This is a genomic window from Streptomyces sp. NPDC088732, assembly GCF_044751205.1.
GTDB lineage: Bacteria > Actinomycetota > Actinomycetes > Streptomycetales > Streptomycetaceae > Actinacidiphila.
The window spans coordinates 71,943-97,989 of the sequence record NZ_JBIVLI010000020.1 but is presented as its reverse complement, the minus strand read 5'-3'; the positions used below and the strand labels follow the sequence as shown (position 1 = coordinate 97,989).

General features: G+C 71.7%; 20 protein-coding genes, 1 tRNA gene, 1 pseudogene and 1 riboswitch. Of the genes and pseudogenes, 11 read left to right on the top strand and 11 right to left on the bottom strand.

The annotated features are described in order from the left end of the window. Window positions 1-27: 27 nt before the first annotated feature. A complete protein-coding gene (locus ACIP9H_RS30475) occupies window positions 28-789 on the top strand; it encodes a DUF6227 family protein (RefSeq protein WP_401591954.1) in 762 nt (253 codons plus the stop codon). Between the two features lie 111 nt (window positions 790-900). Beyond that, window positions 901-1,182, top strand: a complete 282-nt coding sequence (locus ACIP9H_RS30470; protein ID WP_389249295.1) for a hypothetical protein — start codon at window positions 901-903, stop codon at window positions 1,180-1,182. 91 nt (window positions 1,183-1,273) lie between these two features. On the opposite strand, the gene ACIP9H_RS30465 is transcribed toward ACIP9H_RS30470, so the two are convergent. Further along, entirely contained in the window at window positions 1,274-2,578 is a 1,305-nt protein-coding gene (locus tag ACIP9H_RS30465) for a M23 family metallopeptidase (protein WP_401591952.1), read from the bottom strand. Between the two features lie 11 nt (window positions 2,579-2,589). Continuing rightward, a riboswitch (cyclic di-AMP (ydaO/yuaA leader) is annotated at window positions 2,590-2,729 on the bottom strand. A gap of 772 nt (window positions 2,730-3,501) precedes the next feature. Here ACIP9H_RS30465 and ACIP9H_RS30460 point away from each other — a divergent pair. The 3 genes from ACIP9H_RS30460 to ACIP9H_RS30450 all read left to right on the top strand — a co-directional run bounded on the left by ACIP9H_RS30460 (window position 3,502) and on the right by ACIP9H_RS30450 (window position 5,338). Continuing rightward, on the top strand, window positions 3,502-3,672 hold the full coding sequence (locus ACIP9H_RS30460; protein ID WP_401591950.1) for a hypothetical protein: 171 nt from the start codon (window positions 3,502-3,504) through the stop codon (window positions 3,670-3,672). 35 nt (window positions 3,673-3,707) lie between these two features. Further along, entirely contained in the window at window positions 3,708-4,325 is a 618-nt protein-coding gene (locus tag ACIP9H_RS30455) for a hypothetical protein (RefSeq protein WP_401961907.1), read from the top strand. A gap of 125 nt (window positions 4,326-4,450) precedes the next feature. After that, window positions 4,451-5,338, top strand: coding sequence for a helix-turn-helix transcriptional regulator (locus ACIP9H_RS30450; RefSeq protein ID WP_401591946.1), 888 nt, complete (start codon window positions 4,451-4,453; stop codon window positions 5,336-5,338). A 60-nt stretch (window positions 5,339-5,398) separates the two neighbouring features. Here ACIP9H_RS30450 and ACIP9H_RS30445 read toward each other — a convergent pair whose 3' ends face one another. Then, a complete protein-coding gene (locus ACIP9H_RS30445) occupies window positions 5,399-7,846 on the bottom strand; it encodes an endonuclease/exonuclease/phosphatase family protein (RefSeq protein WP_401961905.1) in 2,448 nt (815 codons plus the stop codon). A 322-nt stretch (window positions 7,847-8,168) separates the two neighbouring features. Then, window positions 8,169-10,145, bottom strand: a complete 1,977-nt coding sequence (locus tag ACIP9H_RS30440) for a hypothetical protein (RefSeq protein WP_401961904.1) — start codon at window positions 10,143-10,145, stop codon at window positions 8,169-8,171. A 319-nt stretch (window positions 10,146-10,464) separates the two neighbouring features. On the opposite strand from ACIP9H_RS30440, the gene ACIP9H_RS30435 reads away from it, so the two are divergent. Further along, complete coding sequence (locus tag ACIP9H_RS30435) at window positions 10,465-11,016, top strand: FxLYD domain-containing protein (RefSeq protein ID WP_401961901.1); 552 nt, start codon at window positions 10,465-10,467, stop codon at window positions 11,014-11,016. A gap of 65 nt (window positions 11,017-11,081) precedes the next feature. Here ACIP9H_RS30435 and ACIP9H_RS30430 read toward each other — a convergent pair whose 3' ends face one another. After that, on the bottom strand, window positions 11,082-11,255 hold the full coding sequence (locus tag ACIP9H_RS30430) for a hypothetical protein (protein WP_401961899.1): 174 nt from the start codon (window positions 11,253-11,255) through the stop codon (window positions 11,082-11,084). A gap of 470 nt (window positions 11,256-11,725) precedes the next feature. Between ACIP9H_RS30430 and ACIP9H_RS30425 the strand changes: the two genes are divergently transcribed. From ACIP9H_RS30425 to ACIP9H_RS30415, 3 genes are all read left to right on the top strand, one after another. After that, window positions 11,726-12,373, top strand: a complete 648-nt coding sequence (locus ACIP9H_RS30425) for a DUF433 domain-containing protein (RefSeq protein WP_401591936.1) — start codon at window positions 11,726-11,728, stop codon at window positions 12,371-12,373. Next, window positions 12,370-12,909: a hypothetical protein gene (locus ACIP9H_RS30420; protein ID WP_401961897.1), complete on the top strand. Its 540-nt coding sequence runs from the start codon at window positions 12,370-12,372 to the stop codon at window positions 12,907-12,909. The genes ACIP9H_RS30425 and ACIP9H_RS30420 overlap by 4 nt, the downstream gene beginning before the upstream one ends. Before the next feature lie 229 nt (window positions 12,910-13,138). Next, window positions 13,139-13,492, top strand: coding sequence for an ASCH domain-containing protein (locus ACIP9H_RS30415; protein WP_401591932.1), 354 nt, complete (start codon window positions 13,139-13,141; stop codon window positions 13,490-13,492). Between the two features lie 815 nt (window positions 13,493-14,307). Here the strand turns inward: ACIP9H_RS30415 and ACIP9H_RS30410 are convergent. The 7 genes and pseudogenes from ACIP9H_RS30410 to ACIP9H_RS30380 form a co-directional block, all read right to left on the bottom strand. Further along, window positions 14,308-14,380, bottom strand: a tRNA-Lys gene (locus ACIP9H_RS30410). A 92-nt stretch (window positions 14,381-14,472) separates the two neighbouring features. Then, window positions 14,473-15,996 (bottom strand): annotated as a pseudogene (locus tag ACIP9H_RS30405) (amino acid permease). Window positions 15,997-16,100: 104 nt separating this feature from the next. Continuing rightward, the gene (locus tag ACIP9H_RS30400; RefSeq protein WP_401961894.1) at window positions 16,101-16,637 is read right to left on the bottom strand and encodes a hypothetical protein; all 537 of its coding nucleotides are present in this window, start codon (window positions 16,635-16,637) and stop codon (window positions 16,101-16,103) included. Further along, window positions 16,628-17,170 carry a thioredoxin family protein gene (locus ACIP9H_RS30395; protein ID WP_401961892.1) on the bottom strand — a complete coding sequence of 181 codons (543 nt, stop codon included), beginning with the start codon at window positions 17,168-17,170 and terminating at the stop codon, window positions 16,628-16,630. Before ACIP9H_RS30395 ends, ACIP9H_RS30400 begins: the two co-directional genes overlap by 10 nt. A gap of 11 nt (window positions 17,171-17,181) precedes the next feature. Beyond that, complete coding sequence (locus ACIP9H_RS30390; RefSeq protein ID WP_401961889.1) at window positions 17,182-20,100, bottom strand: FG-GAP-like repeat-containing protein; 2,919 nt, start codon at window positions 20,098-20,100, stop codon at window positions 17,182-17,184. Between the two features lie 355 nt (window positions 20,101-20,455). Next, window positions 20,456-22,579, bottom strand: a complete 2,124-nt coding sequence (locus ACIP9H_RS30385) for a DEAD/DEAH box helicase (RefSeq protein ID WP_401961887.1) — start codon at window positions 22,577-22,579, stop codon at window positions 20,456-20,458. A gap of 197 nt (window positions 22,580-22,776) precedes the next feature. After that, a complete protein-coding gene (locus tag ACIP9H_RS30380) occupies window positions 22,777-23,277 on the bottom strand; it encodes a hypothetical protein (RefSeq protein WP_401591920.1) in 501 nt (166 codons plus the stop codon). Between the two features lie 780 nt (window positions 23,278-24,057). Here ACIP9H_RS30380 and ACIP9H_RS30375 point away from each other — a divergent pair. Further along, window positions 24,058-24,408 (top strand): metallopeptidase family protein, encoded by a 351-nt coding sequence (locus ACIP9H_RS30375; RefSeq protein ID WP_401591918.1) that lies wholly within the window; start codon window positions 24,058-24,060, stop codon window positions 24,406-24,408. 37 nt (window positions 24,409-24,445) lie between these two features. Next, entirely contained in the window at window positions 24,446-26,011 is a 1,566-nt protein-coding gene (locus ACIP9H_RS30370) for a metallophosphoesterase (protein WP_401591916.1), read from the top strand. The last annotated feature ends 36 nt before the right edge of the window (window positions 26,012-26,047 follow it).

Below are 26,047 nucleotides of genomic sequence, written 5' to 3'. Positions count from 1 at the left end.
GGGGAATGCCGTAAGCAGGAGGACCGCATGGGGAACGCGCGACCAGGTGGGGCAGGTCCGGCGGACGTCGAGGTGGTGCTGACGCGGGCGCAGAACGCGTTCGAGATCGACGACGTCGTGCTGGGGCGGCTGGCGACCGCGCTGATGGGCTGCACGGAGCTGGCGTCCTTCCGCCAGCGCAAAGGGCCGCCGCGGCGGCTGAGCCGGCGCACGCTGCGCCACACGTTCCTGCTCGCCGACGGCGGCACCCAGGTGCTGTGGGAGATCGAGCACAACACCGGGCCGGGCGAGGACCCGCTGTACGAGGTGTACGCCGACCCCGAGGTGCTGCTCGCCGCGCAGCACGTGATCGACCTGCGCTTCGGCGAGCCCGCGCCGCAGGAGCTGGAGGCGGAGGCCGCGGAGTGGCTGGCCCGGCTGCCGCGGTTCGGCCCGGAGGCGGTGCCCTGCCCTCGGCAGTACGAGCGGGAGTACTCCGCCGAGCACGCCTGGCGGTTGCTGCGCCGTGCGGAGAACGGAGACGCACCGGGCGACGACCTGCGGGCCCGGCTCGGTTCCGCGGTGGGCCACGACATCGCGTACGTCACCGGCCGGCACACCCGGATCGGGACCGGCCGCGTGGTGGGCTGGACGCTGTACGAGCACGCGTTCCTGCTCGCGAGCGGCGAGGAGCTCAGCCTGTGGGAGGTCGAGCACACCATGACGCCCGACGGGCGGCCGGTGTGCGAGGTCTACGTGGACGAGACGGTGGCCTGCGATGCGGCGGACGTGAGGATGGAGGCGCTGTAGCGCCCCTCCCCTCGCGGTGTGGCCGTGCGCCCCTGGGGCGTGCGGCCATCTCCCGTTGCGGGCGCTCCGCCGCCGGGGGAAATTGGGCGTAGAGGGAAACGGGAGGTTCCCATGACGGTCCTGGCGGAGGTCGAGTTCCCGGGCGTGACGGCCCTGCAGTACGAGGAGGCCAATCACCGCGCCGGATTCGGCCCCGACCATCCGCCCGCCGGGTTGCTGGCCCACGCCGCAGTGATCACCAACGACGGTCTGCGGATCGTGAACGTGTGGAATTCGGCCGAGGCGCTGGAGGCCTACCTGGTGATCATGATGCCCGCGGCCAAGGAGTCCGGATTCCCGGAGCCGAGCGGGCCGCCGCGGGTCTCGGAGCTCTACAACTTCCTCGTGCCGTAGTGCGTCCGCCGGACAACGGACCGGCGGCCTGGTGTCGGGGGTGTCACCAGGCCGCCGGGGTCCGTTCGTACGACGCTCTCAGCTCATCGGGTCAGGGCTTCATGCCCATGCTGCGCAGCCACGGCATCGGGTCGATCGGGTCGCCGCCGCCGGGGCGGACCTCGATGTGCAGGTGCGGGCCGGTGACGTTGCCGGTCGCACCGACGCGGCCGATGGTGTCGCCGGTGGAGACCTTGCCCGAGGTGACCAGCATCGAGGAGAGGTGGCAGTACCAGAGCTCGGTGCCGTCGTCGAGGGTCAGGATGATGCGGTAGCCGTACGAACCCGCCCAGCCGGCCTCGGTGATGGTGCCGCTGTGGATGGCCTTGGCGGGGGTGCCGGTGGGGGCGGCGAAGTCCTGGCCGGTGTGGGTGTTGGCCCACAGGGAGCTGGACTGCCCGAAGCTCGCGGTGAGCGTGTACGAGGTCAGCGGCAGGGTGTAGCTCTTGGCGAGTTCGGCCAGGCGCGCGGCCTCGGCCTTCTTCGCGGCTTCCTCGGCGGCCTTCTTCTTGGCCGCGGCCTCCACGCGCACCTGCTGTGCGGCGGCGGCCTTGGCCGCCTTGGCGGCGGCCTCCTGCTGCGCGGCGGTGCGCGCGGCGTGGTCGGCGGCGTTCCGCTGCTGCTGGGCCTGGTCGAGGATGCGGGCGCGCAGCGCCTCGCCGGCGCCGGGGGTCAGGGCCTGGGCCACCGGCTTGGCCGTGGGCTCGCTCTCGAGCAGGCCGCCGATCCCGGGCACCTTGGAGACCTCGGGCAGCTTGGGGAGGGAGACGGGGAGCGGGTTCTTGCCCTCGGCGGTCGCGACACCGCCGACGCCGAGCACGGCCACGGCCGCGACACCGAAGACCGCCGAACCGCGGCCCAGGGTGCGCTGCTTGGCCACGCGGTGCCGGCCGCGCACGGGGGCGGTCGACTCCTCGGTGGGGTTCCACGGCTCGGTGGCCGGCTCCGGCTCGCCGTACGGGGGCAGCGGCTGCGCGGTGTTCGTGTCCCGGGTGTCCGCCTCGTGGGCGGGGGCCGCCTCGCGGACGCCGTACGCCTCGTCGAGGAAGGCCGCGGCCTCGACCGCGCTGCGCGGCTCGGGCACGGGGGCGACCGGCGTGAAGGGGGCGACCGGCTCGACGGGTTCGGCAGCGGGCTCAGGGGCGGCGGCGAGTGCTTCCTCGACCCAGCCGGCGGCGAAGTTCCACTCCGCGGTGTCCCAGCCGTCGATCGCGTTCTTCGTCGGCGGAGTCTGCTCGGTGGCCGGGGGGTTCCAGCCGGCGGCCATGTTCCACTCGGCGGTGTCCCACTCGGGGTTGGCGTACCCGGTCGTTTGTTGCTGTTGTCCGGGTATCAGGGCAGGCTCGTTCGACGCCACGCGGGCGCACTCCTTTCCTTCCTTCTCGCCTACCGGGTTAGCTGACGGGTTCGGAGCAGGAAGGTCTCCTACGAGGACTGTGCAAGCCCCCCGATTCACCCCAGGAAGTGGTTCCCCGGTTCCCGCGGACGGGATTCGGCAAGCGCACGGCGCCGCCCTGGCGGGCGACGGGTGACCGCGCTGCGTTATCGAACGTTAATAGAGGCAGCACCCAATTCCAAGCCGCTTCGGCGAGTTCACAGCGGGAATCTATGGGGATGTAACGGCCAGAGACGGACATTCCGCTGTGACTGCCGTGACCAACGAGATATGTGAGTGTGCATCAGTCGTTATGCGGAAGGGAGCTGTCTGCTCACGAGGAGTAAGGGTCGGCCCCGGGTCCCGGCGATCCAACACCCGCCCCCGGAAGGCGCCGAGAGGTCGCGGAGCACCGTCCGCGCCGGAGCCCGGTCCGGGGCTGCGGTGCACTTCACGCCACCCGCGAGGCCGGAAAGCGGTGGGCCCGGCGGTCGCCGTCCGGGTCCTCGTGGAGCGCGGCACCCGCCGCGGAGAGGCACGGCACCGCGCGGCGGCGACCGCGGGCCCGGCGCCAGAATTCCCCGGGCGCCCCACGGGTCACACGACAGTGCCGTGACCCTCGTCACTCTTGACATGCGGCGGCTCTGCATGCATGGGGCGGCGGCGGTGTCGAAAGGCATCAGAACCCGGACATACCGGCCGTCGTGACGGGCCATAAGAGGCCACCGGACGCTGATGCGCCGTCAATCACGTGACCACTGCGGCCGGCGGCCACCCATCCGAGGAAGGCGCGCGACCGGAGTCCGGTCCCGGGCGGCGGGAGCCCCCACGCCCCCTATGCGACGGCCGCGCGGGTGCGTCATCATGCCCGAGTACGGCGGATTCGCCCGATCTTGGAGGCTGGCATGAAGCTGGGCAAAGCACTGGCCAAGGGCTACGCGGAGGAGACCGGCGACGAGCCGCCCGGTGTCGCGAAGGAGATCGACGTCGCGGCAGAGGTGACGGCCCGGACGGTCTCGTCGGCCGATGTCACGGCCGCCCAGGAGCCCGAGAGCGCCGAGGCCGCGGCCCGGTGAGGTACGGGCGCCGCTTGCCGGAGGAGCGGCCGGCGGTGCCGCCGACGGGCTGGAAGCTGGCGTTCCCCATGCTCTCCGCGGACGGCACGCGCGTCGGCTTCCGGGGCGTCTCCCTCGGGGGGCGCATCGTGTACGGCGTCCTGGACGACGCCCGGTGCGGCTACGGGAGACGGCACGCCAGCCCGGCCCGGGGCTGCGACTGCGGCTTCTACTGCCTCCACACGGCCGCCGAGGCGCAGGCGCTCACCTGCGCCACGGACTGCGGTGACGCGGTGATCCTCCAGGTCAGCGTGCTGGGCGCGTACACCCGGTACGAACGCGGCATGCGCTACGCCCGGCAGCGGGTGCGCACCGTCCGCATGGCGGCCTGCCGCTGCGGCCGCCCGGCACGCGTCTTCGTGCGCGACGGCACGGGCCTGCCGGGCTGGCGCACCCTCCAGGGCACCTGCCGCGCCTGCGCGGCGGACCTGCGGGTGCTGGACCCGGCGGACTTCGGCCGGCTCGGGGGCCCCGGCGTCAACGTCACCGGCGAGGCTCCGCTCCCCGCCGACGGCCCGCCGCTGCGCCAGGAGCTCGCCGCGGAGGCCGCGGCCCTGCGCGCCCGCCTCGACCACTTCCAGGAACGCCTCCGCCATCTGGAGGAGGGCGTCTAGCCCACCTCCGGCCCGTCTCCCGGGATGCGCCGCCCCGCCCCGTTCCGAAACCCCTCCCGCGCCCCCGACCTGGGCCGGGACGCGGGGCCGGGCGCGTGCATGACCGGCCGCCCATACTGGAGGACATGGAGCACAACGCCGAGCTCAGGGAGTTCCTGCGGACCCGCAGGGCGCGGCTGAGCCCTCAGGATGCGGGGGTGGCGGTCAGCGGCACGGCGCGCAGGGTGCCGGGGCTGCGGCGGGAGGAGCTGGCGCGGCTCGCCGGCGTGAGCACCGACTCGTACACCCGTTTGGAGCAGGGCCGGCAGCACAATGTCTCCGACGCGGTGCTGGACGCCGTGGCCCGGGCCCTGCGCCTGGACGCGAACGAACGGGCCAGCCTCTTCGAGCTGGCGCGGCCGCGGCAGGCCGCCCGGCGCCGCCCGCCCCACCGGCCGCAGCGGGTCCGGCCCGAGGTGCACCGCGTGCTCGATCTGCTGGACGGCCGTTCCCCGGCCCTCGTCCTGGGCCGGCACGGCGACGTACTGGCCTCCAACCGGCTGGCCCGCGCGCTGATCACCGACTTCGACGTGCTCCCGCACCGGGACCGCAACCTGGCGCGCTACCTGTTCCTCGACGAGGCCGCGCGGGACCTGTACCGGCAGTGGGCGGCCTACGCCGCCGAACTCGTGGGCGCCCTGCGGGCGCAGGCCGCGCGGTACCCCGACGATCCGGGGCTGACCGAGCTGGTCGGCGAACTGACCATAAAGAGCCCGGAGTTCCGCGACTGGTGGGCCGACCAGGGCGTCCGGGAACGGACCCACGGCGTCCAGCACTACCACCACCCGGTCGTGGGGGACCTGACGCTCGCGTACGAGAACGTGGTCTTCCCCGCCGACGCCGACCAGTCCATGTGCATCCACACCGCCGAGCCCGGCTCGTCCTCCGAGGCCGCGCTCCAGCTGCTGGCCACCTGGACGGGCGACGAGGCCCTCAGGAACGGCGTCCCGCACCACGAGCGCGACCACCGCTGACACGCGGAAGGGGGGCGGTGCCCGCCGGCACCGCCCCCCTTCCGCGAGATGACGCGACCGTCAGTCGTCGGCCTGGGCGCCGCTCAGGCGCATCCGGACGATCTGCGGGTCGTGGTCGCTGGCCTGGTCGGCGAACTCGGCGTTGATGTGCACGACGTCGTAGTCGTAGCGACGCAGGTCGGGGCTGAGCAGGATGTGGTCGAGGGACTGGGAGTTGCCCTCGTACACGTAGGTGTAGCGCTGCTCCGCGGGGAGGGTGGTGAGCAGGTCGGTCAGCACACCGCCCGAGGTCAGCGTGGACAGGGCGTCGGAGAACTCGTAGTCGTTGAGGTCACCGAGGACCACGACGCGGGCGTTCTTGTCGACGTCCAGCAGCGACTTCACGAACGTGTTGACCTCGGTGGCCTGCTGCTTGCGCTGGGCCTCGGAGGAACGGTTCGGCTGCTGGTTCTTGGCGTGCAGGGGCTCGTCGCCGCCCTTGGAGTTGAAGTGGTTCGCGACGACGATGACCTGCTTGTCGTTGAACTCGAACTCGCCGACCAGCGGCTTGCGGCTGCTGCCCCACGCCGAGCTGGTCGGGTCGATCCGGCCGGGCGAGACCGAGAGCCGGACGCCCTTCTTGGTCGCGACGGGCGCGACCGCGGTGCCGGCGTCGCCGCCCGGACGGTCCTTGAACACCACGCGGTCGGGGTTGAACAGGAAGACCTGGCGGATGTTGCCGCCGGGCTCGCCGCCGTCGGTGTCGTTCGTCGGGTCGACCGAGCGCCAGTCGTAGCGCGGGCCGCCGGCGGCGACGATCGCGTCGATGAACTTGCTCACGGTCCGGTCCGCGGCCACGGTGCCGTCGTCGACCGCGCCGTTGTTGTCCTGGATCTCCTCCAGGGCCACGATGTCGGGCGAGGACAGGTTGGTGACGACGCCCTCGGCGAGCCGCGCGAACTTGTCGGCCGGGTCGGACGGGTCGAGGTTCTCCACGTTGTACGTGGCGACCGCGAGCTCGGCGTCCTTCTGCTTGCGGGTGACCTCGCGCTTCAGGCCCATGTCGACCCGGCTGCCCACCGTGGTGGCCTGGACGTTGTAGCCGCCGAAGCTGTCGTAGTCGATGGGGCCCGCGGTGTCGCCGGTGAACTTGTCGCCGACGTTCGCGGCCGGCACCGGGGCGCCGCTGTTCAGCGACATCACCTTGATACGGCCGGTGTTGGGCTGCGCGTACGAGCCGTAGACGGTGCCACCGCGCTCGGAGGGGTTCTCGTTCGGCTTCAGCGTGAGCCACACCTCGCCGTACTCGTTCGTGCCGCCGACGACCCGGCCGCCGGTGAAGCGGGCGAGCTCGCCTTCGTGGGCCTCGTAGAAGTCCAGGGCGTAGACGTTCGGCTGGAGCGGCAGGTTCTCGATGCTGCCGCCGGCCGCGTCCGGGGCGTAGGCGTCCGGGACGGCGGCCTGGTCGAGACGGACCGCGGCGGGCAAGGTGTTGCCGCTCGACAGCACGGTGGCGGTCGGACCGGTGATCTCGGTGAGCGACTGCGCGCCGGTGGCCGGGTAGTACTCGGAGACCTTGCCGGTCACCAGCACCTTGTCGCCGACCGCGACGGTCGGGTTGGCCGAGCCGGTGTAGACGAAGACGCCCTCGCTGGTGCGCGGGTCCGCGTCGACGTCCGCGTCCTGGATCCAGTAGCCCTTGGACCCGGTGGTGCGCACGCCGGTGACGATGCCGGGCACGCCCGTGACGGTCTGGTTCTTGAGCGGGGAGACCCGGGTGGTGCCCTGGATGTCGTGGATCCGGGTGGTGCCGGGCTCCGTCGGGCCGCCGTCACCCGGGTCGCCCGGGTCGCCGCCGGGGCCGCCCGGGGTCTGGCCGGCGCTGTTGACCGGGCTCGGGTTGCCGGCGGTCAGGTCGGCCGCGTTGTTGTCGGTGTCGGCCAGCGAGGAAGCACGCGACACGGAGGCGGTGTTGCTCGCGCCGGCGACCGGGCTGCCCTCGCGGACGGTGGCGGTGCCGTAGCCGACGACGTCCACGATGCGCGTGTCGGCAGCGCAGTCGGCGGCGGTCAGGCAGGTCAGCGGGGTGGTGCCGGAGACCAGGGCGATGGTGCCGGTGGTGCCGCTCATCGCGATGTTGCCGCTGGCGTCGGCGGCCGGGAGGGCGGTCGTACCGCCGGTGCCGGCGGCCTCGGTGACCAGGAAGCGGCCGCCGGGGGCGATGGACCCGGTCAGCGGCGTCACGCCCCACTTGGAGGAGGCGGACGGCGAACCGGGCAGGTACTGCACGCTGTAACCGGAGAGGTTGTACGGGGCCGTACCGGCGTTCGCGAGCTCGACGAAGTCGTTCGTCAGCGTCGCGCCCGAGTTGCCGCCACCGCCGTACACCTCGGCGACGACAGCGGACGAGGACGGGGCAGCGTGGGCGGCAGGCAGTCCGGTCAGGGCGACGGAAGTGGCGATTCCCGTCGATATGAGAGCGAATGCCGCGGTTCGGCTGCGGGATCGGCTCGGTCTTGCGATCGGCACGAGGTTTCTCCTTCAACGGCCGTCGGCCCGTCGGATTCGGGCCAACGCACAGCGGACCGGCTCAAGTTACGCGCGTAGAAACGGGCACGACAAGAGAGTTCAGGTGAAATCTGGAAGTCGCCGCCTATTGCGGCCGTGCCGCCGGGAGGGGGCCGTGCCCGGCGAACTCCCTTTCCGTGAGGGGCGGGTGGGCACGGGTGTGGCGCGTGCGGCGGGCCCGCGTGACGTGTCCTGTGCGGAAACACCCGTGGGGGCACCCCCTCGACGGGAAAGTGCCCCCACGGTGCGGCGCACGCCGCCGCGATCCACCCTCGTGCCGCAATCAGGCCCGCGCCGCCGCGACCGCCGCGCCCAGTGCCTCCTTGATGCGCGGCCCGAGCCGGGCAAACCCGAGCTCCTTCATCGCCGCCCGGAGCAGTTCGTCGTCCGTCCGCTCGACGCCGTCCGTGTCGATCCACCGCACCAACGCGGCCAACTCCTCCGGCGCATAGGCCGTCACGGCCTTCCCCGCCTCGATCGCCGGCCTCGCCGGCCGCACCTGGCCGTCCGCCTCCTCGGGCGCAGGGGCTTCCGCCACCGGCTGCTCGGGCTCCGACGTCCCCGCGTCGGGCTGCGCGTCCGCCACCGGCTCCGGCTGGGTCACGGCCTCGGGCTCGGGCTCGGGCTCAACGGCGACCTCGGCTGCCGCCGGGGCCATGACCTCGGGCTCCACAGAAGTCACGGACTCCGGCTCGGAGACCGCCGACACCGTGTCGGACTCCGGCTCGGAAAGGGAAGCCTCCCCGGCCTCCGGCTCCGCCTCGACCGCCGGCTCAACCGCGGCCGCCGCGACCACGACCTCGTGCTCGGGCTCCGGCTCGACCTCGGTCTCCGGCTCGGAGACGTTCGCCGTCGCCTCGGTCTCCACAGAAGTCACGGACTCCGGCTGAGAGACAGACGTCTTCTCAACCACCGGCTCGGCTTCGACCGCCGGAACCACGACCTCGGGCTCGGCAACAGCCTCAAGCTCGGGCTCGGGCTCGGCCGCAACCACGACCTCGGGCTCCACAGAAGTCACCGACTCCGGCTCGGAGGGGGACCCCTCCTCTACCTCCACCTCGGACTCGGCCGCCGAATCGACCTCCGCCGTGGGGACCACGACCTCGGGCTCGACGACGGGCTCAGCCTCGGTCAGGACAACGGCCTCCACCTCGGACTCCGCCACCGAATCGACCTCCGCCGTGGGGACCACGACCTCGGGCTCGACCTCGGCCAGGGTCACAGCGTCCGCCTCGGGCTCCGTCACGGCTTCCGGCTCGGAGACCCCCGCCGGAGCCACAAGCTCCTCCCGCTCATCGGCGACCTCGGGCGCCTCCTCCGGCGCCGCGGTGTCGTCGGCGTCCGCCGGCACCCGGGGCGCGGGGACGGGCGCCGTGCCGGCGGTCGCGGTGTCGCCCAGGAGGGCGGTGAGGGCGGCGGAGTCGGTGCGGCGCTCCGTGAGTTCCGCGACGACGTCGGTGAGGCCGGCCTCCGTGAGGCGGTCCCGGGCGGTACGGAGGGTGGGGAGGCGGAAGAGGGTGCCCTCGTCGGCGGAGAGGCGCTCGAGGAGTTCGGTCAGCTCGTCGAAGGGGAGCGTCTTGAGGTCGCTCTCGGACCGCAGGAGGCGGCCGAGTTCGCCCAGGCCCTCGATGGCGGCCTGCGATGCGCGGGCGCCTTCGTCGAGGAAGTCCGCGTCGGCGGGGAGGGCCGGGCGGCCGGGGACCTGGAGGGCGGCCCATTCGGCGCGGTCGGCGGAGGTCGCGGTCAGCGCGGCGTGGAGGGCGTCGCGCCGGGCCCGTCCGGAGGCGAGGGTACGGGCGCGCTTGCCGGGGGCGCGGCGGCGCAGCCAGGACAGTTTGAGGCCGCGTTCGCGCCGCCAGGCGCCGTTCGCGGTGGCGGCGATCAGTTCGTGGAGTTCGTCGTCGGACAGCCCGTACGCCTCGGGGCTCAGCGTCCGCAGTGTGGACCGTACGCGCAGCAGCAGCGCGACGATCCGTTCGGTCTCCTCCACGGTGCCGGGGGCGTCGAAGTCCGTGCCCTCGCCGATGCGGCCGGCAGCCCTGGCGACGGCGGGCAGGTCACGGACGCGCAGTTCCGTGAGAACGGTGGAGGCGGCGCGCGCCTCCTCGGGGCCGCCGATGGTCTCCGCGGCGGCGTACCAGGCGTGGGTGGCGGCGGTCAGCGTGAAACCGCCGAGGTCCGCGTACCCGCGCAGGTCGTCCCGGAGTTCGGGGCTGAGGGAGGCGAGGTCGGCGGAGCTGTGCAAGGAGGGTGCGGTCATATGAGGTCCGGTTCCTGGCAAGTGCGATGGGCGTCGGCAGCGCAAGCGTGGCGGGACGAGCCGCGCGGCGGCGCTCGCGGTGGCCCAACGATACGGGCGCGCTCCGCTCCGGCGCACACGCCCCGTCCGTTACGGAACCCGGGGCCCCGCCCACGCGCCGCGGCCCGGCCGTCCGGCGCGAACTGCCCTCGTACGCCCGACAATGCATGATCCGTCCGCATACGGTCACGACCGCGTCACGGAGTTCGTGGTGACATGCCGCCACATGCATCGTCCTGCCAGTTTTGCCCCCACATGCACCACGACTCAGGGGGACGCCATGTCGCAGCCTCAGTACCCGCCGCCGTCCGGACCGCCGCAGCCGGGATGGGCCGCTCCGCCGCCGGCACCGCGGAAGTCCGGCGCGGGGAAGATCGTCGGATTCGGGTGCCTCGGCATCGTGCTGCTGTTCGTCCTCTTCGGGATCGTCGCGGTCGCGGTGAGCGGGGGCAGCAGCGACGACGATCCCAAGCCGGGGGCGAGCAGGGCCTCGGGCGACGCACCCGCGATGAAGGCCGAGGACGGCGTCGCGGAAGCGGAAGCGGAAGCGGCGGGCCCGACGGGCGACGTGACGCTCACCGCGTGCGAGATCGAGCCCTACACCACGTGGCCGAGCGCGAAGCTCACCATCACCAACCGCAGCTCGAAGACGTCGAACTACATGGTGGAGGTCGAGTTCGTCGACGCGAAGGGCACGCGGATCAGCGAGGGCTACGCCGCGACGAACAACCTGCGCCCGGGCCGGACCGCCAAGGAGGAGGCGCAGGGCACGGCGGAGGCCACCGGCAAGGTGACGTGCCGGGTGACCGAGGTGACGCGCTACGCCTCCTGAGGCCACCCGCCTCACCGGCGAGGATCGGCCCCCACCGCCCCTGACGGGCGCTGGGGGCCTCCGCCTCAGTCCAGCTCGCGGACGATCTGCTCGGCGTCGACCTGCTCGGCCTTCTTCGTCCGCGGGTTGGAGACAATGAACTTCTCGGCTCCCGCCTGCCGTTCGATCTTTCCTGTCCCGAAGCTGCCGAAGCCGCTGATCGCGACCCTGTGGCCCACGTGCAGGTCCTTGGGGTCCATGGGATTCCCGATCTTCCGAGGTTGGCGCGCTGGGGTGCTGGGTGCGCTCCCGCACGACCCGGCTCTTCGAACGTAAGTCGAACGAGGTGGGCCCGCACCCCGGAGCCTGTGCCTGCCGCGGGAGCCGCCATGCCCGGTACCCGCACGCGGCGTGAGGCACGGCAGTCCCGGCCGGGCGGCATCTGTGTGAACTGACCCGCTTCTCCACCCTCGATCAAGCGGTCGGGAATCAGTGCACGCCCCTTTCCCTGACGCTGCTGGGAGTCGTCCTCAACACCGGAGCAAGCGTCTGGTCTCTCTGGGCCCGACCCATGAAATGCATACCCTGCCGCACTCGAAGCGCCTCTTCGCCCAAATGCCCTCGCAAGCCTGAAATCCGGGCTTGTCGGGCCCAAAGGTCTGGGCTCCGTACGGCGTGATCCGGTAGCGTCACACCCCCCTGGGTAGGCATACGGAGGGAGGTGGGCGCAGTGTCATACGAACCGAAACTGGCGGCGGCACTGTCCGGCGCCACCATCCGCCAACTGGCTCACTGGCGCAATCCCGCTGCCAGCAAGGGCGCCATCCTGATCCCTGAGGTGTCTCGGGCCCGCCCGATCCTGTACTCGTTCCGCGACGTGGTCGCGCTCCGCACCTGCGTGAAGCTGCGACAGGAGACGTCTCTGCAGAAGATCCGCCAGGCGCTGAACACCCTGAGGGAAGATCTGGGGGAGCGGAAGCATCTGTCGTCGTACGTCCTCGTAGCAGAGGGCGACAGCCTCTACCTGGCCGAGTCAGGCGGTGCGGTTGACCTCCTCAGGGGAGGCAACGTGGTGATCCACGAACTTGTGGACGTACTCGCTCCCTTCTATCGCAACGGTCGTTCGATCCCCGACTTGCTGAGGCCGCGTGACCACGTGGCGGTCGACTCGTCCGTCAGGGGCGGCGAGCCCGTCATCGAGGGGACCCGGATCCCTGCCGCGGACGTAGCCGCCCTGGTTCGTGACGGAATCCCGCCCGACCGGATCAACGACTTCTATCCCGGAGTCAGCGCAGCCGCAGCTGAGGACGCGAAGGACTTCAGCGACTACGTCGACAGCTACACCAGTGACAACGGGCCGGGGCAGGCTGCCGCTTGAAGCTGCTGTTGGACGAGAACGTGCCTAGGCCCATGGCCGACATCGTGCGCATTCTCTTGGTCAGGCACGAGGTGCTGCATGTCAACGATCTGCCCGGCTGGTCCGGGACGAAGGACATCCCCCTCTACCCCAAGGCGCAAGCCGCGGGCTTTGAAGCCATCATCACCAACGACAGCAAGCAGATGAAGCGGTCCCCGGAGGTCGTTGCGATCGCCAAGTCAGGCCTGCATCGGATCGAGTACCGGCAGAACAACAAGCATGGCGGCTTGGTTGGCTTGGGAACTTCGATTGCCACTGTCTGCGCCGGCCTCCCGCATGCAATGGACGAGTTGGCCGAAGCGGCTGGGCAGCGCCTTGTCTACCTGACAGGTGTGGACCCGACCAGGGGGAAGCGACTACAGGTGACGAACCCGGCACTCGACCCGCCCCGATATTGGCCCGGCGCTCCCGAAGAGGACGTCGCCGACAACCGGCCCGCGCCATCCGTCGTACGCCAACGATCTGCGGAGGAGTCGGCCAACACACCGACCGCTTGACGCACCAACGTCCCCTGAGCCCCAGGGCGCCGGGGAAGGACCGTCACTCGTCACATGCCACCCAGGCTCGATACGCGAGAGCGGCCGGGATCGTCGGCCGAGTACGTCGACCGGCTGCCCGCCCTCGCCGAGGTCCTGCTTCCGACCCCCGGCACTTCTTCCGGGCGTACTCGGCCGGCGAGCCTGGCCGCATGATGACCACCCCCACTGCCAGGAGTGTGCCTACCCGATGAGCGGCGCCGGCCGTGTCCGTGAGCTCAACCTGTACCGCCGGTACTTCGACCTGGTCGCCGCCGGCCGCAAGTCGATCGAGGTCCGGGTGCGGTATCCGCACCTCGCCGACCTCGCTGCCGGAGAGGTGATCCGCTTACGCATCAAGGGCACCGAGGAATCGTGCGACGTGGTCGTGAAGAGGGTCACCGCCTACGACGACTTCGAGGCCCTGCTCGACGCGGAGGGTGCGGCGAACGTCAACCCGACGTCGTCCCGTGACGAGCAGCTGGCCGACATCCGCGCGATCTACCCGCCGGAGAAGGAGGCGCTCGGGGCTCTCGCGATCGAGATGCAGCTGATCGAGACCTGAGCGCTCCGTGCCTCCCGGAGGCGGACGGCCTCGCCCCCCGCTTCGCCCGCGGCGGGGGGCCGATCCCCATGGCGCGAGTGCGTGGCGGATTCCGGACCGTAGCGATCGGGCTCGCACCCCCGGGCCTGCACCGCGTTCCCCGTAGAGGCTCGCGGAGCACGCCCAACAGGTGACGGCAACGTCCGGCGCGGCTCACCCTTGAAGGGGCGGTAATCCGCCGTGTAGGAGGGGATCGTCCGGGGACGTGACGTGATCACAGCATGCGTTCCAACAATTCCCGGGCAATCCGAGGAACCGTTGTCATCCCGGCAGCAAACCACGTATTCACCGTTGAGCAGCCCGGTATCTCAGCCGGGATCGACGCGGGCGATGCCGTCCCTCGTCCCTGAGCAGCCCCATCCGCCAGGCGTGCGTGGTGTACGAACAGGGCTGCACTTAAAGGGTGCGCGCCGACTCGGCCGGACGCATCCTGACGGAGCGCCAACCCCGAGTGCCGCTGAGCGCCGCCACGCGGACCTGTTGCTCGTCACCCACTACGCCCTCCCCTGTAGATAGCTGTCATGCGCACACTTCCCAGGCGGCGGTACGGAGCAATCCGCGGGCACGACAATGGCCGGGTCCGATCCATGCGTGATCTGAGACACAGTCGGCGTGCGCATGCGACAACTGTCGGCACCTCTTCGGGCATCGGCATCACGCTGCGCAGCGCATGATCGATTGCATCTCGGCCGAGCGTGGGCCGAGCCGGCGGTCTCCAAGTCCCGCAGGAAGCCTTGAGGCCCAAGCCGGATGCACTCCGACCTGGGCCTCAGCGGTAGGCCGTGTGGGACTCGAACCCACAACCAATGGATTAAAAGTCCACTGCTCTGCCAATTGAGCTAACGGCCCGCACACCGCAGCATAGCCGGACGGTGGCCGTCGCTCCGAGCGCATTGGGCCTGTTGGACGCGGTCGCCGTCGCGGAGGGGGCGACCGCGGCGTCAGCCGGCGGTGTCGGTGGGGGCGGGGGCGTGGTCGCGGAGGAACCAGTGGCGGGCGGAGACCAGCCACCAGGTGGCGGCGAAGCCGAGGACGACCAGGACGGCGATGGGCGCGTAGTTGAACGTGTCCACCGTGACGGGACTCACCTGGGGCAGCATGAACAGGATCGTGATGAAGCCGACCCAGGCGACGGCGACAATGCCGATGGGCCGGGACCAGCGGCCCAGGTGCCAGGGCCCGCGCTCGAAGGCGTCGCCCTTGTGAAGGCGCAGCAGGGTGGGGATGACGTACGCGATGTAGAGGCCGATGACGGCGATGGACGTCACGGCGGCGTACGCGGTGAGGTTGATCAGGTAGGGCAGCCCGAGGACGAGGGCACCGGTGGCGGCGAGCCAGACCGCGTTGGTGGGGGTCTTGGTGCGGGGGTTGATGTGCCGCCAGGTCGCGGAGAACGGCAGGGCGCCGTCGCGCGAGAAGGCTTAGATCATGCGGCTGTTGGCGGTGACGGAGGCCATGCCGCAGAAGAGCTGGGCGCCGATGACGACGAGCAGCAGCAGCTTGCCCCCGACGGCGCCGGCGCCGTCGATGAGGATCTGGGCGGGCGGCACGCCGGTGGAGGTGCCGAGGGTGTCGTCGTAGGACTGGATGGCGTACGTGAAGCCGAGCAGCAGCACGAAGCCGGCGATCCACGAGATCCAGATGGAGCGGACGATGCCGCGCGGGCCGGCGGTGGCGGCGTCGTGGGTCTCCTCCGTCATGTGGGCGGAGGCGTCGTAGCCGGTGAAGGTGTACTGCGCCATGAGCAGGCCCAGCAGAACGACGTAGACGCCGCTGCCCCAGCCGGTGTTGTTGACGAAGTGCGTGAAGACGAACGAGGTCGACTGGTGCCGGTCGGGCACGACGGCGAGCACGCCGACGATCAGCGCGACGCCGAGGACGTGCCACCAGACGCTGATGTCGTTGAGCAGCGCGACGATCCGCACGCCGAAGGTGTTGAGCAGCCCGTGCAGCAGCAGGATCGCCGCGAACAGCACGATGGTGTGGCCGGGGGTGCTGGTGAACCCGAACTGCAGGTCCAGGTACGCGTTGAGGAAGCTCGCCGCACCGAAGTCGATGCCCGCGGTCACGGCGACCTGGCCCAGCACGTTGAACCAGCCCGCGAACCACGCCCAGGCGGCGGCGCTGCGCGCCGGGGCGAGCTTGTACGCCCAGTAGTACAGGCCCGCGGAGGTCGGGTAGGTGGAGCAGATCTCGGCCATGGCCAGGCCGACGACCAGGGTCATCAGCCCGACGCCGACCCAGCCCCAGGTGATGACGGCGGGGCCGCCGGTGTTCATGCCGAACGCGTAGAGCGTCAGGCAGCCGGACAGCACCGAGATGATCGTGAAGGAGACCGCGAAGTTGGAGAACGCGGACATGCGGCGGGCCAGCACCTGGGTGTAGCCGAGTTGGGCGAGGCGTTCCTCGTCGGTGACCGGGGCGGTGGGCCCTCTGGTCTCGTCCGATCCTTTTGGAATTGTCATGCCCCGAGCGATTCCCTCGCCGGGGGCACGGCATGCGTCGTCCGCTGGCTGAAATTGACCGTATTCGCCCTGCGGACGACGGGAGCGGAACGGCCTCGTTCCCGTCAGCCGGTGAGCGGCACGGTGACCTGCCGGTCGCGTACCGGCACCAGGCAGCCCTCGGTCTCACTGCACGCGCCGTAGGTGAGGAACACCCGCGCGTCGCGCACGCCCTCGACACGCCGCACCGGGATCCGGAGCGTGACCTGCCCGTCCCGGTAGACGGGCAGGCGCACGCCGAGGCCTTCCGGGGTCAGCCCGCGCTCCTCGGCGTCGGTGGTCGCCGGGCCCGCCGAGCGCAGCGCGCCTTCGACGCGGATGCGGGTCGGGATGCCGATGCCGTCGATGCCGCCGTCGGGGAGGGCGAGGCTGTAGAGGTGGAACCCGGCCCGCTCCGGCCGCAGGTCGGCGACGACGCGCAGGGCGCCGTCGCCGGAATCCACCCGGACGGTCACGGCGACCCCGCCCTCCGAGAAGCCGCTCGCGGCGGGCGCCGTGGGGCCGTCGCCGTCCCGTGCGCAGCCGGTGAGCGCGAACACCGCGGCGGCCGCGAGCGCGACGGCCCCGCGCCGTGCCGTCCCGCGCGTCTCGCCTATGCCCATCGCTGGAGGAACGCGCCGACCTGGGCCCCCGACATCGTGCGCGCGTTGGAGAACTCGCCCTCGTTCGTGGCCACCTTGATCCGGCCCGAGGCGGGATCGAGCACGACCAGCGCCGGGATGCCGCTGCCCTCCAGGTCCACGTAACGCGCGGCCACATCGAGATTGCGGTCGAACTCCCCGACGTCCACGGTGACCACGTGGTACTTCGCCAGCAGGGCGGCCGGGCCCGGCTCCTGGAAGCGCTTGCCCAGTACGACGCAGTCCAGGCACCAGTCGGCGCCGAAGTCGATCAGCACGGGACGGCCGTCCTTCTTCGCCGCCGTACGGGCGGCCGCGATGTCCGCGGCCGCGTCGCGACTCGGGTCGTAGCCGTGCCCGGCGGCCTTCTCCGGGGCCGTCGAGGCCGACGGGGCGGGCGCCGCGGTCGCGGGAGCCGCCGCCTCGGTGACGGGGGCCGCCGCGCCGGACGGCGCCGCCGTCCCGGCACACCCGGTGAGCGCCAGCAGGGCGGCGCCCACCACCACGTTCCTCATGCTCTCTCCCATCAGAGGATGGCCTTGTAGCCCTTCCAGCCGGTCGCGATCTTCACGCGCCCGCCGAAGGTGCCCTTGCCGTTGCCGCCGTAGCGGTAGAGGACGCCCGCGGTGTCCCGGACGACCAGGTCGGCCTTGCCGTCGCCCGTGATGTCGCCGACGCCGACGACCGCGTTGTACGCGGCGCCCCAGTTCCTGGCCAGCAGGACACGGGGCTTGAAGTGCCCCTTGCCGTCGCCGGAGAAGCGCCACAACTCGTTCGACGTGTCCTGCGCCAGCAGGTCCCCGAACCCGTCGCCGTTCAGATCACCCACGCCGACAAGCTTCTTGAAGACGGTCCACCTCGAAGCGATCTTGACCCGCGAGGCCAGCGTGCCCGTGCCGGTCGCCTTGTAGAGGTAGACATCGCCGGTGGAGGACTGACGTCCGATCAGGTCGGGCCGCCCGTCGCCGCTGATGTCACCGGGGTAGGTCAGCACGTTGTACTGCTGGAAACCGGTGCCGAGCGCGGTGTACGGCGTCGACGGCGTCAGCGCCTTGCCGCAGGCCGGCTTGTACCCCCGCAGGCTCCCGTTGCCGAGCCGCACCAGCACGTCGTTGCACCGGTCACCGCTCAGGTCGCCGAACGGCACCGCGGTGACCGAGGTGGCCCACCCGCCACCCGACAGGGAGCCCGAGAACGTGCCCGCACCGCCCTGGTGGAAGGCCAGGGTCCCCGAGGAACTCTGCGTCAGCAGGTCCCCGAACCCGTCACCGCCCGCGAAATCCCGTCGCACAGCCGCTCCACCACTCAGCTTCACGCTCCCGGAGTTCGTCAGCACGGCGCCGGTGCCATCGGCAGGGCCGGCGGTGAGCGTCCAGGTGTATGCACCATTGGCCAGGAGGGCGCCGCTGGAACTCCGGCCGTCCCAGGTCGCGCTGATCGTGGATCGGGCAGCGCCGCCGCTCAGCGTCCGCACGACAGCGCCGGTCGCCTTGTGCTTGAGCACCAGCTTCCACGAGGCGGCGGGCTTCGACAGCCACCACTTGCCGCGCCAGTCCACGGGAGAGGAGTCGGTATCCACGGTTGTCCCGACCTGCGAGTCCGGCACGCTCAATGCGGAGGTGGGCACGCCGGCATTGAGGACATGAACGTTTTGAGCGGCGTCCGAATACGCGACGTAGCCGGTGTACGGGTCCACCGACCACGCCGTGCCGCTCTGCTCGGCGAGCCGTCGCTTCACAACGGTTCCGCTGTGGAAGTCGTACAGCGTCAAGCCACCGGCCAGGTCCCGGTTCACGACGAATCCGTCGCCGAATCGCAGGGCTCCGTCGGTCCGGGGAAGCGCGATCTGCTTTTTCGTCAGGGTGTCGTAGACAGCTGACGTGACTTTTTCCCATTCGGTACAGGACCAGTTGACCCAGTGGCTCACCGCATTCACGATCGCGGAACCGGTGCAGCCGGTCATCGGGAAGGACATGATCCGTGCCCCGGACCGAACGTCCTGGGCGTTGACACCGGTGGTGCCCGTCGGCGTCCACAGGGTGTGTCCCCATAGAGCCCAAGGTGACTGCGGCAGCTTGCGTACGACTCGGCCGGTGTCGATGTCCGTGAAGTTGTAGTTGTTGATGCCGTTCCAAAACCCGACGACCGCCGTGCGGCCCGAAGCGGCCCGGAGCGCCACGTTCTCGATACCGGAGAAGCCCGTAGCGTACTCGGTCACCGCGCTCGCCGGCCCGTCGTTCATGACGTAGAGACTCTGCGCGGTGCCGACGGACGCTACGCCCGTGTACACGATCCGCCCGTCACCGGTGGCCTTGATCGGCGGGCACTCCGCGGTGCAGTTGTCGTGAACGCGCGTCATGGGGGCCACTTGCTGCCGCGCGCCGTACTGCACCTGTGAGATGCCGCTCAGATCACGGCCGTAGAAGGTGGTGTGGCCATTGCCGGTCTCCAACGTGACGAGTCGGCCGTTGGCCACCGTGAGCTCCGCGACGGCCATGGGCACGGGCGGCAGCTCGACGATGCGCGCGACCTGTGGATGCCCGTCGGCATCGGCGGTGATTTTCCCGATCCCGTAGTCGGTTGCGGACTCGCCGCCCGCGAAGACCAGACCACCGTCCGAAGCCGAGACCACCTCCTCGGACGCACGGGTGGCCAGAGTGCGCTCAGCGGAGCCGTCGAAGGGTACGGCGGACAACCGCCATACGGCCCTGGCCGAATCCGCCTCGCCGTATTCCGGCACGTGGCGTGCCACGACAAGGGCGTCGCCCACCGCGCCTACAACCCTCACGTCGCTGGGCACCGCGACAGTGTGAGCGGGAGCGTCCCAGTTCCCGTGCGCGTAGAGCGTCACCGTGCCGGGCCTTTGCGTCAGGACGTACTGCGCAGTGACCATCGAGTTCAGGTTGGCGACTCCCTTGGGAAGCATGACCGTCTTCCCATCGGTCAGATCGACCCAGGCGTAGGCGGCCGTGGAGGCGCCGGGGAGGTCGACGTACAACAGGAATCCGTCACTGGATCCGTCCGGGTAGGAAGGAAGGACCGAACCCTCCGGCAGCCCAGTGACCGGGACGTCCACGGTGGTGCCGTGGGCGTCGTGCAGAAGGTGCAGTCCGACGCGCTGGTCACCAGTCCCTTGGCCGGTGAGGACCGTTCGCCCGTAGCTCTGCATGTAGGTCTGCCCCGTGGGCACGGTGACGTTGTCCACAGTGCCGTTCACCATGTCCCTCAGGACGACCTGGCGCTTGTACTCCAGGGCGACGACGTCAGAGACGCCATAGGTGCCCGCTGTGGCCGGACCGTGGCGTCCCGGGTCGTCCAGCTTCTCGCGGGTACCGTCGTTACGGGTCCAGAACAAGGCCCCGCCCGGAACGTCGGACCGGTACTCCAGGAAACCGGAGGCGCCTGCGCTCTGCAGGAACGCCGCCCGCGGCATCGTACGAGGCACGGCCGGGATCACCGTCTCCTGCGGCGTCGCCGCCCGGGCCGGAGTCTGAGGCGGACCGAAGCCCACGGCAACCGCACACGACAGGACTGCGGTCATGGCGGCGATACGGACGAGGGCACGTCTGGCCACCCGTTCCTCCTGAAAGTCACGAAGAAGCGCAGCGGCACAGCGGTCACTGGTGTCGCGGCGCGCGGCGCCGCGGAATCCCCCAAGCCCCCCGGCTTGTACCCCCCACGCAATTAGCACGGACCTTAACAGCCGCCTCGCAGACCCCGGAAGCCGCGGGGGTACGCGAAGGGGCCCGGCAGGTGGTGTTCACCTGCCGGGCCCCTTCGTTCAGGCTGGGCGAAAAGCGTCAGCCGTTGCGCTTCCAGCGCGGCTTGTCGTCACGGCGGCCGAAGGAGCCGGTGCCCGTCCCGGTGCCGGTGGTGCCGGGGCGGTGGTCGTCACGACGACCGTACGGGCGGCGGTCGTTGTTGTCGCGGTCGCGGCCGAAGGACGACGGGCGGTCGTCACGGCGGTCGCGGTTGAACGGACGGTCGTAGGAGCGGGCCGCCGGGCGGTCGTCGCGGTTGCCGTACGACGGACGGTCGTCACGGCGCTCGTAGGACGGACGAGCCGGACGGTCGTCGCGGCGGTCACGGCTGTTGTACGACGGGCGGTCGTCACGGCGCTCGCGGTTGCCGTACGACGGGCGGTCGTCACGGCGCTCGCGGTTGCCGTAGGACGGACGGTCGTCGCGACGGTCGTGGGACGGACGGGCCGGACGGTCGTCGCGGCGGTCGCGGTTGCCGTACGACGGACGGTCGTCACGGCGCTCGTAGCCGCCCCGGTCCCGGTCGCCGCGGTCACGGTCCCGGTTGCCGTACGACGGACGGTCGTCGCGGCGGCGCTCGTAGTTGCCCCGGTCGTCGCGGCGCTGGAAGGTGCGCTGCTCGGCCGGCTCCGCGGGGGCCTCGGCCTGCGCCGGGACCGCGGCGGCAGCGGCGGCGACCGCCTCGGCGGCCTCGGCCTGCGCGGCGGCGACGGCGGCCTCGGGGTCGTCACCGCGTTCGCGGGCGGCGCGGGCGGTGAGGCGGTCGGCCTCGTCGCGCAGTTCGGAGGCCCGACGCTGCGCGCGCTCCAGGGACTTGGTGAGGTCGGCGACCTCGCGCTCGGCCTGCTGCGCGGCGTTGCCGGCCGCGTCGGCCTGGACCTCGGTCAGCGAACGCGCGCCGGTGATCTTGGCGACGTCCTCGTCGAACGCGCCGGCGCCGCCGACGATGTGGCGCGAGGCGTCGACGCCCGCGTCCTCCATCAGCCGGAAGATCTGCTTGCGCTGGTGCGGCAGGGCCAGGGAGACGACCGTGCCGGACTCGCCCGCGCGGGCGGTGCGGCCCGAGCGGTGCAGGTAGTCCTTGTGGTCGGCGGCCGGGTCCACGTTCAGCACCAGGCCGATGCCGTCGACGTGGATGCCGCGCGCCGCGACGTCCGTGGCGACCAGGACGTTGACGTAACCGTCCTTGAAGTCGGCCAGGGTGCGGGTGCGCGCGCCCTGGGTCATGCCGCCGTGCAGGGCGTCGGCCTTGACGCCCGCCTCGCGCAGCTGCTCGGCGACGCGGTCGGCGCCCATCTGGGTGCGGACGAAGATGATGGTGCGGCCCTTTCGGGCGGCGATCGCCGCGGTGACCGGCGCCTTGTCCTTGGGCTTCACGATCAGCACGTGGTGGGTCATGGTGGTGACCGCGCCCGCCGAGGGGTCGACCTCGTGCGTGACCGGGTTCTTCAGGTAGCGCTTGACCAGCGTGTCGATCTCGTTCTCCAGCGTGGCGGAGAACAGCAGCCGCTGGCCGCCCTGGGGAACCAGGTCGAGGATCTCGGTGACCTCGGGCAGGAAGCCCATGTCGGCCATCTGGTCGGCCTCGTCGAGGACGGCGATCTGCACCTGGTCCAGCGAGCACGCGCCGCGGTCGATCAGGTCCCGCAGCCGGCCCGGGGTGGCGACGAGGATGTCGACGCCGCGCTCCAGCGCGTAGATCTGGTTCTGCATCGACGTACCGCCGCAGACGACCTTCATCTTCAGGCCGAGGACGTCGCCGTACGGCTGGAGGGCGTCGGCGACCTGCATCGCCAGCTCGCGGGTCGGGGTGAGGATCACACCGCGCGGACGCTTGCGGTCGGTGTGGCCGCCGGAGAGCTGCGTGAGCAGCGGCAGGCCGAAGGAGAGCGTCTTGCCGGAGCCGGTGCGGCCTCGGCCGAGGATGTCCTTGCCGGCCAGGGCGTCCGGGATGGTCGCGGCCTGGATCGGGAAGGGGGTGGTGACACCGTTCTGCGCCAGCTTGCGGACGATGGCCTCGGGCAGGCCCAGGTCGCCGAAGGTGACCTCGGGAGCGGTCTGCTCCTCGGTGACGGCCGCGTCAGCGGTGCTGACGGCGTCAGCGGTGTCGCTGTCGTTGGTGTCGAAGGGCATGGCGGAACGGTCGGCAGTGTCAATAGACATGCTGAAGCTAAAACCTCTCGGAGATTTCGGCACGCGCCAGCTCCGGAGGTTGCTTACAACCGCCTCTATGCGGTCAGCCACAGGAGAAAAGGAACGCGCCAACGCGGCGCGTCTCGGTTCGGCGCCGGGCAAGGGGATCAAACGATCTGCCAGCATACGCATAGAAGACCGCTTTGGCCAATTCGGTCCTGGACGCCTCAGACAGCCCCGTTCGCGGAGGGCGCGCTGGAGGGCGACGGTTCGGGCGAGGGGCCGCCGGAGGGCGGCGCCGAGGACTCGCCGCCGGGCGACGACGAGGTCGAGGGCCGTTCGGTCGGGGACGCCGGCGTGGAGGGCCGGGGCGAGGACGACGGCCGCCCCGAGGGCTTGCCGCTGTGCGGGCCGCCAGGGCCCTGCGTCGGCCCCGGCACGGACTCCTGCGCGGTCGCCGACGGGGATCCCGAGGCCGACGGGGAGTGCCCCGGCCGTCCCGGCCGGCCCACGGGGGCGCCCGGAACGGCGGCGGGCAGGCCCAGACCGCCGTCCGAGCCGGTGCCGCCCGCCCCGCCGTCCTCACCGGCGATCCCGGAGGAGACCCCGTCGGGCTTGGCGTCGCTGCCCGTGCCGCCGACGGTCATGCAGCCGGTCAGGGACCCCAGGGCGAGTACGGGGAGAAGCAGTACGGCCGCCGTGCGCGCGCGGGCTGTGGCAGGGGTCACGGGAGCACCTCGGAAGGTCTGAGGAGAGTGGAGGGACATCTGAGGAGGCTCCGGAGGCAGTCGCCCGACGGAGCGGGTTCCGCGCTGCCCAACGGGCCCGCGGCCCCTGGGGACACGCACACGGCCGCACGCCCCCCGGCCGGCCCTCCCGCCGCGGCGCCCGGACACCGTCCTGGGCAGGGGCGCGACCCGCCGCGCACGCCGGGGCGGCCGGGACGTTCGCCCGCTCCGGGGCGGGGCTGCGGCGGGGCCTTCCCGGGGGCGGCGTTCCTGGTGAACGCGGCCGGCTGCTCGGCGCTCGGCGTGCAGCGGCTGCCGGCCACGTCGCCGTCCCGCCACACGGAGAGGGCGTGACGCAGGTCACCGCTCTCCGGCCGCGGCCGTGCGCGGCACCGACCGAAGGGACCGCGGATGAACTGACTGCTCGTCGCGATCGGGGCCGCGATCGGCGCACTCCTGCGTCATCTGACGGACCGTGCGGTCCAGGCCCGGCACGAATCCCGGGCGCGGTCACCGGCGGTCCCCCGCACGGGTACCGCGGGCTGCCCTGCGTGGGGCCGTGGCGGGTCCGCTCGGGCTGGTCGCGCCGTTCCCCGCGCCCCTGGGGCGGCATGTCGCCGCCGGGGCGTCCGCGCGGCTCCGACTCCGACTCGGCACCGGATTGTGCGGCGCGCCGACCAGGGTCGGGCGCGGTCGCGCCTTCGCGGGGTGCCGCGCCCGTGTGATCCGATCCGCGTCGGACACTGCCCGATCGACCGGCCGTCCCGGACAATGGGCGGTGTGCTGGAGATGTCGCGCGAAGCGTTCGAGGAACTGGTCAGCGACGCGCTGGACCGGATCCCCCCCGAGCTGGCCCGGGTCATGGACAACGTGGCGGTGTTCGTCGAGGACGAACCCGACCCGGCCGACCCCGAACTGCTCGGCCTGTACGAGGGAACTCCGCTGACCGAGCGCGGCGAGTGGTACGCCGGGGTGCTGCCGGACCGCATCACGATCTACCGGGGTCCGACACTGCGGCTGTGCTCCACCGCGGAGGAGATCGTGGAGGAGGTCGCCACGACCGTCGTCCACGAAGTGGCGCACCACTTCGGCATCGAGGAGGAGCGCCTCCACGAGCTGGGCTGGGGCTGACGGCATACGCCGGGGAGGAGAAGGGCATACGTCGGCAATGCTCCGAGATCTGCCGCACCGCGTCCGGTCCGCGCTGCGCCGTACCCTTCGGCGCTCCTCCCCCTCGGTCTCTCCCCGCACCGGTCCCGCCGCCCCCGCCGTCCCCGAGCTCGGCGCGCCGCGCCGTCCCTGGCTCACCGCGCTCGCGCTGGTCGCCGTCACCCTGATCGGCGGCTGGCTCGGGCTGGTGGTGCTGGGGAGCATCAAGGAACCGGTGGGGCCGATGAACACCCGGATGTCCCTGCACCCGTCGTGGACCGGGGACACCAGGGTGAACGTGGCGCCGCTGGGCGCCCTTCAGCTGGACAGCCACGACGGGCCGCTGCGGCTGGTGGTGGACGTCGACACCCTCGACCCCGAGCGCGCCCAGGCCCTGGTCCGGCACCCGGAGCGGCTGAGCGGGCTCCAGGACGAGATCGCCACGGACGTGCGGAACAGCACCGTGCAGCTCGCGCTGCGCACAACGCTGGCCGTGCTGACCGGCGCCACCGCCCTGGGCCTGGCCGTCTACCGCACGCCGCGCAGGGCGCTGGCCGCCGGCGGTCTGTCGCTGGCGGTGCTGGCGGCCTGCGCGGGCACGGCGTACGGGACGTGGAACCCGCGCAGCGTCCTGGAGCCCAAGTTCTCCGGGCTGCTGAGCAGCGCGCCGTCCGTGGTCGGCAACGCCCGTAGCATCGTCAGCGACTTCGACGTCTACCAGCAGGAGCTGGCACGCCTGGTCACCAACATGACCCGGCTGTACGACGCGACCTCCACGCTGCCCGCGTACAGCCCCGACCCGTCGACCCTGCGGGTGCTGCACGTCTCGGACATCCACCTCAACCCGGCGGCCTGGCAGATCATCCAGTCCGTCGTCGCCGAGTACCGGATCGACGTCATCATCGACACCGGCGATCTGATGGACCACGGCACCACCGCCGAGAACGGCTTCACCTCCGCGATCCCGGACCTGGGCGCGCCCTATGTCTTCGTGCGCGGCAACCACGACTCCATGGACAGCCAGCGCGCGGTGGCGGCGCGCAAGGGGGCCGTCGTGGTGGACAACGGGGAGTCGGCGGTCGTGAAGGGGCTGCGGATCGCCGGTATCGGCGACCCGCAGTTCACCCCCGACCGCTCGGTCGAGGCGGCGGGCGACGCGGCGGAACGCCGGGCCGGGCAGCGGCTGGCCGACTCCATCCGGCGGCAGGACGCGGCCGGCCGAACGGTCGACATCGCCATCGCCCACAACCCCATCGCGGCCGCCCAGGCGGACGGCACCGTCCCGCTGATCCTGGCCGGGCACACCCATCAGCGCGACGTCAGCGTCCTGCAGCACGGCAGCCGCCTGATGGTGCAGGGCACGACGGGCGGCGGCGGGCTGCGCGCCGTGGAGGGCGACACGCCGCAGAAGGTGGAGGCGTCGGTGCTCTACCTGGACCGCGACACCCACGCCCTGCAGGCCTGGGACGAGATCACGCTGGGCGGTCTGGGGCAGTCGACGGCCGAGGTCTCCCGCCATCTGCCGGAGGAGGTGACGCCGGGGCGGGAACCGTCCCCCGCGGTCCGCCCGACGGGCGCGGGCTAAAGCGTTTTGGCGATCCCCCGCTGCATCCCATATGCT

Bases quoted from the DNA above. Each gene is read 5' to 3' on its own strand.
- ACIP9H_RS30460 (WP_401591950.1), top strand. From the start codon at position 3,502: ATGAAGCTGGGCAAAGCACTGGCCAAGGGCTACGCGGAGGAGACCGGC.
- ACIP9H_RS30400 (WP_401961894.1), bottom strand. From the start codon at position 16,637: ATGGGCATAGGCGAGACGCGCGGGACGGCACGGCGCGGGGCCGTCGCG.
- ACIP9H_RS30415 (WP_401591932.1), top strand. From the start codon at position 13,139: ATGAGCGGCGCCGGCCGTGTCCGTGAGCTCAACCTGTACCGCCGGTAC.
- ACIP9H_RS30370 (WP_401591916.1), top strand. From the start codon at position 24,446: ATGCTCCGAGATCTGCCGCACCGCGTCCGGTCCGCGCTGCGCCGTACC.
- ACIP9H_RS30440 (WP_401961904.1), bottom strand. From the start codon at position 10,145: ATGACCGCACCCTCCTTGCACAGCTCCGCCGACCTCGCCTCCCTCAGC.
- ACIP9H_RS30470 (WP_389249295.1), top strand. From the start codon at position 901: ATGACGGTCCTGGCGGAGGTCGAGTTCCCGGGCGTGACGGCCCTGCAG.
- ACIP9H_RS30395 (WP_401961892.1), bottom strand. From the start codon at position 17,170: ATGAGGAACGTGGTGGTGGGCGCCGCCCTGCTGGCGCTCACCGGGTGT.
- ACIP9H_RS30475 (WP_401591954.1), top strand. From the start codon at position 28: ATGGGGAACGCGCGACCAGGTGGGGCAGGTCCGGCGGACGTCGAGGTG.
- ACIP9H_RS30385 (WP_401961887.1), bottom strand. From the start codon at position 22,579: ATGTCTATTGACACTGCCGACCGTTCCGCCATGCCCTTCGACACCAAC.
- ACIP9H_RS30430 (WP_401961899.1), bottom strand. From the start codon at position 11,255: ATGGACCCCAAGGACCTGCACGTGGGCCACAGGGTCGCGATCAGCGGC.
- ACIP9H_RS30435 (WP_401961901.1), top strand. From the start codon at position 10,465: ATGTCGCAGCCTCAGTACCCGCCGCCGTCCGGACCGCCGCAGCCGGGA.
- ACIP9H_RS30450 (WP_401591946.1), top strand. From the start codon at position 4,451: ATGGAGCACAACGCCGAGCTCAGGGAGTTCCTGCGGACCCGCAGGGCG.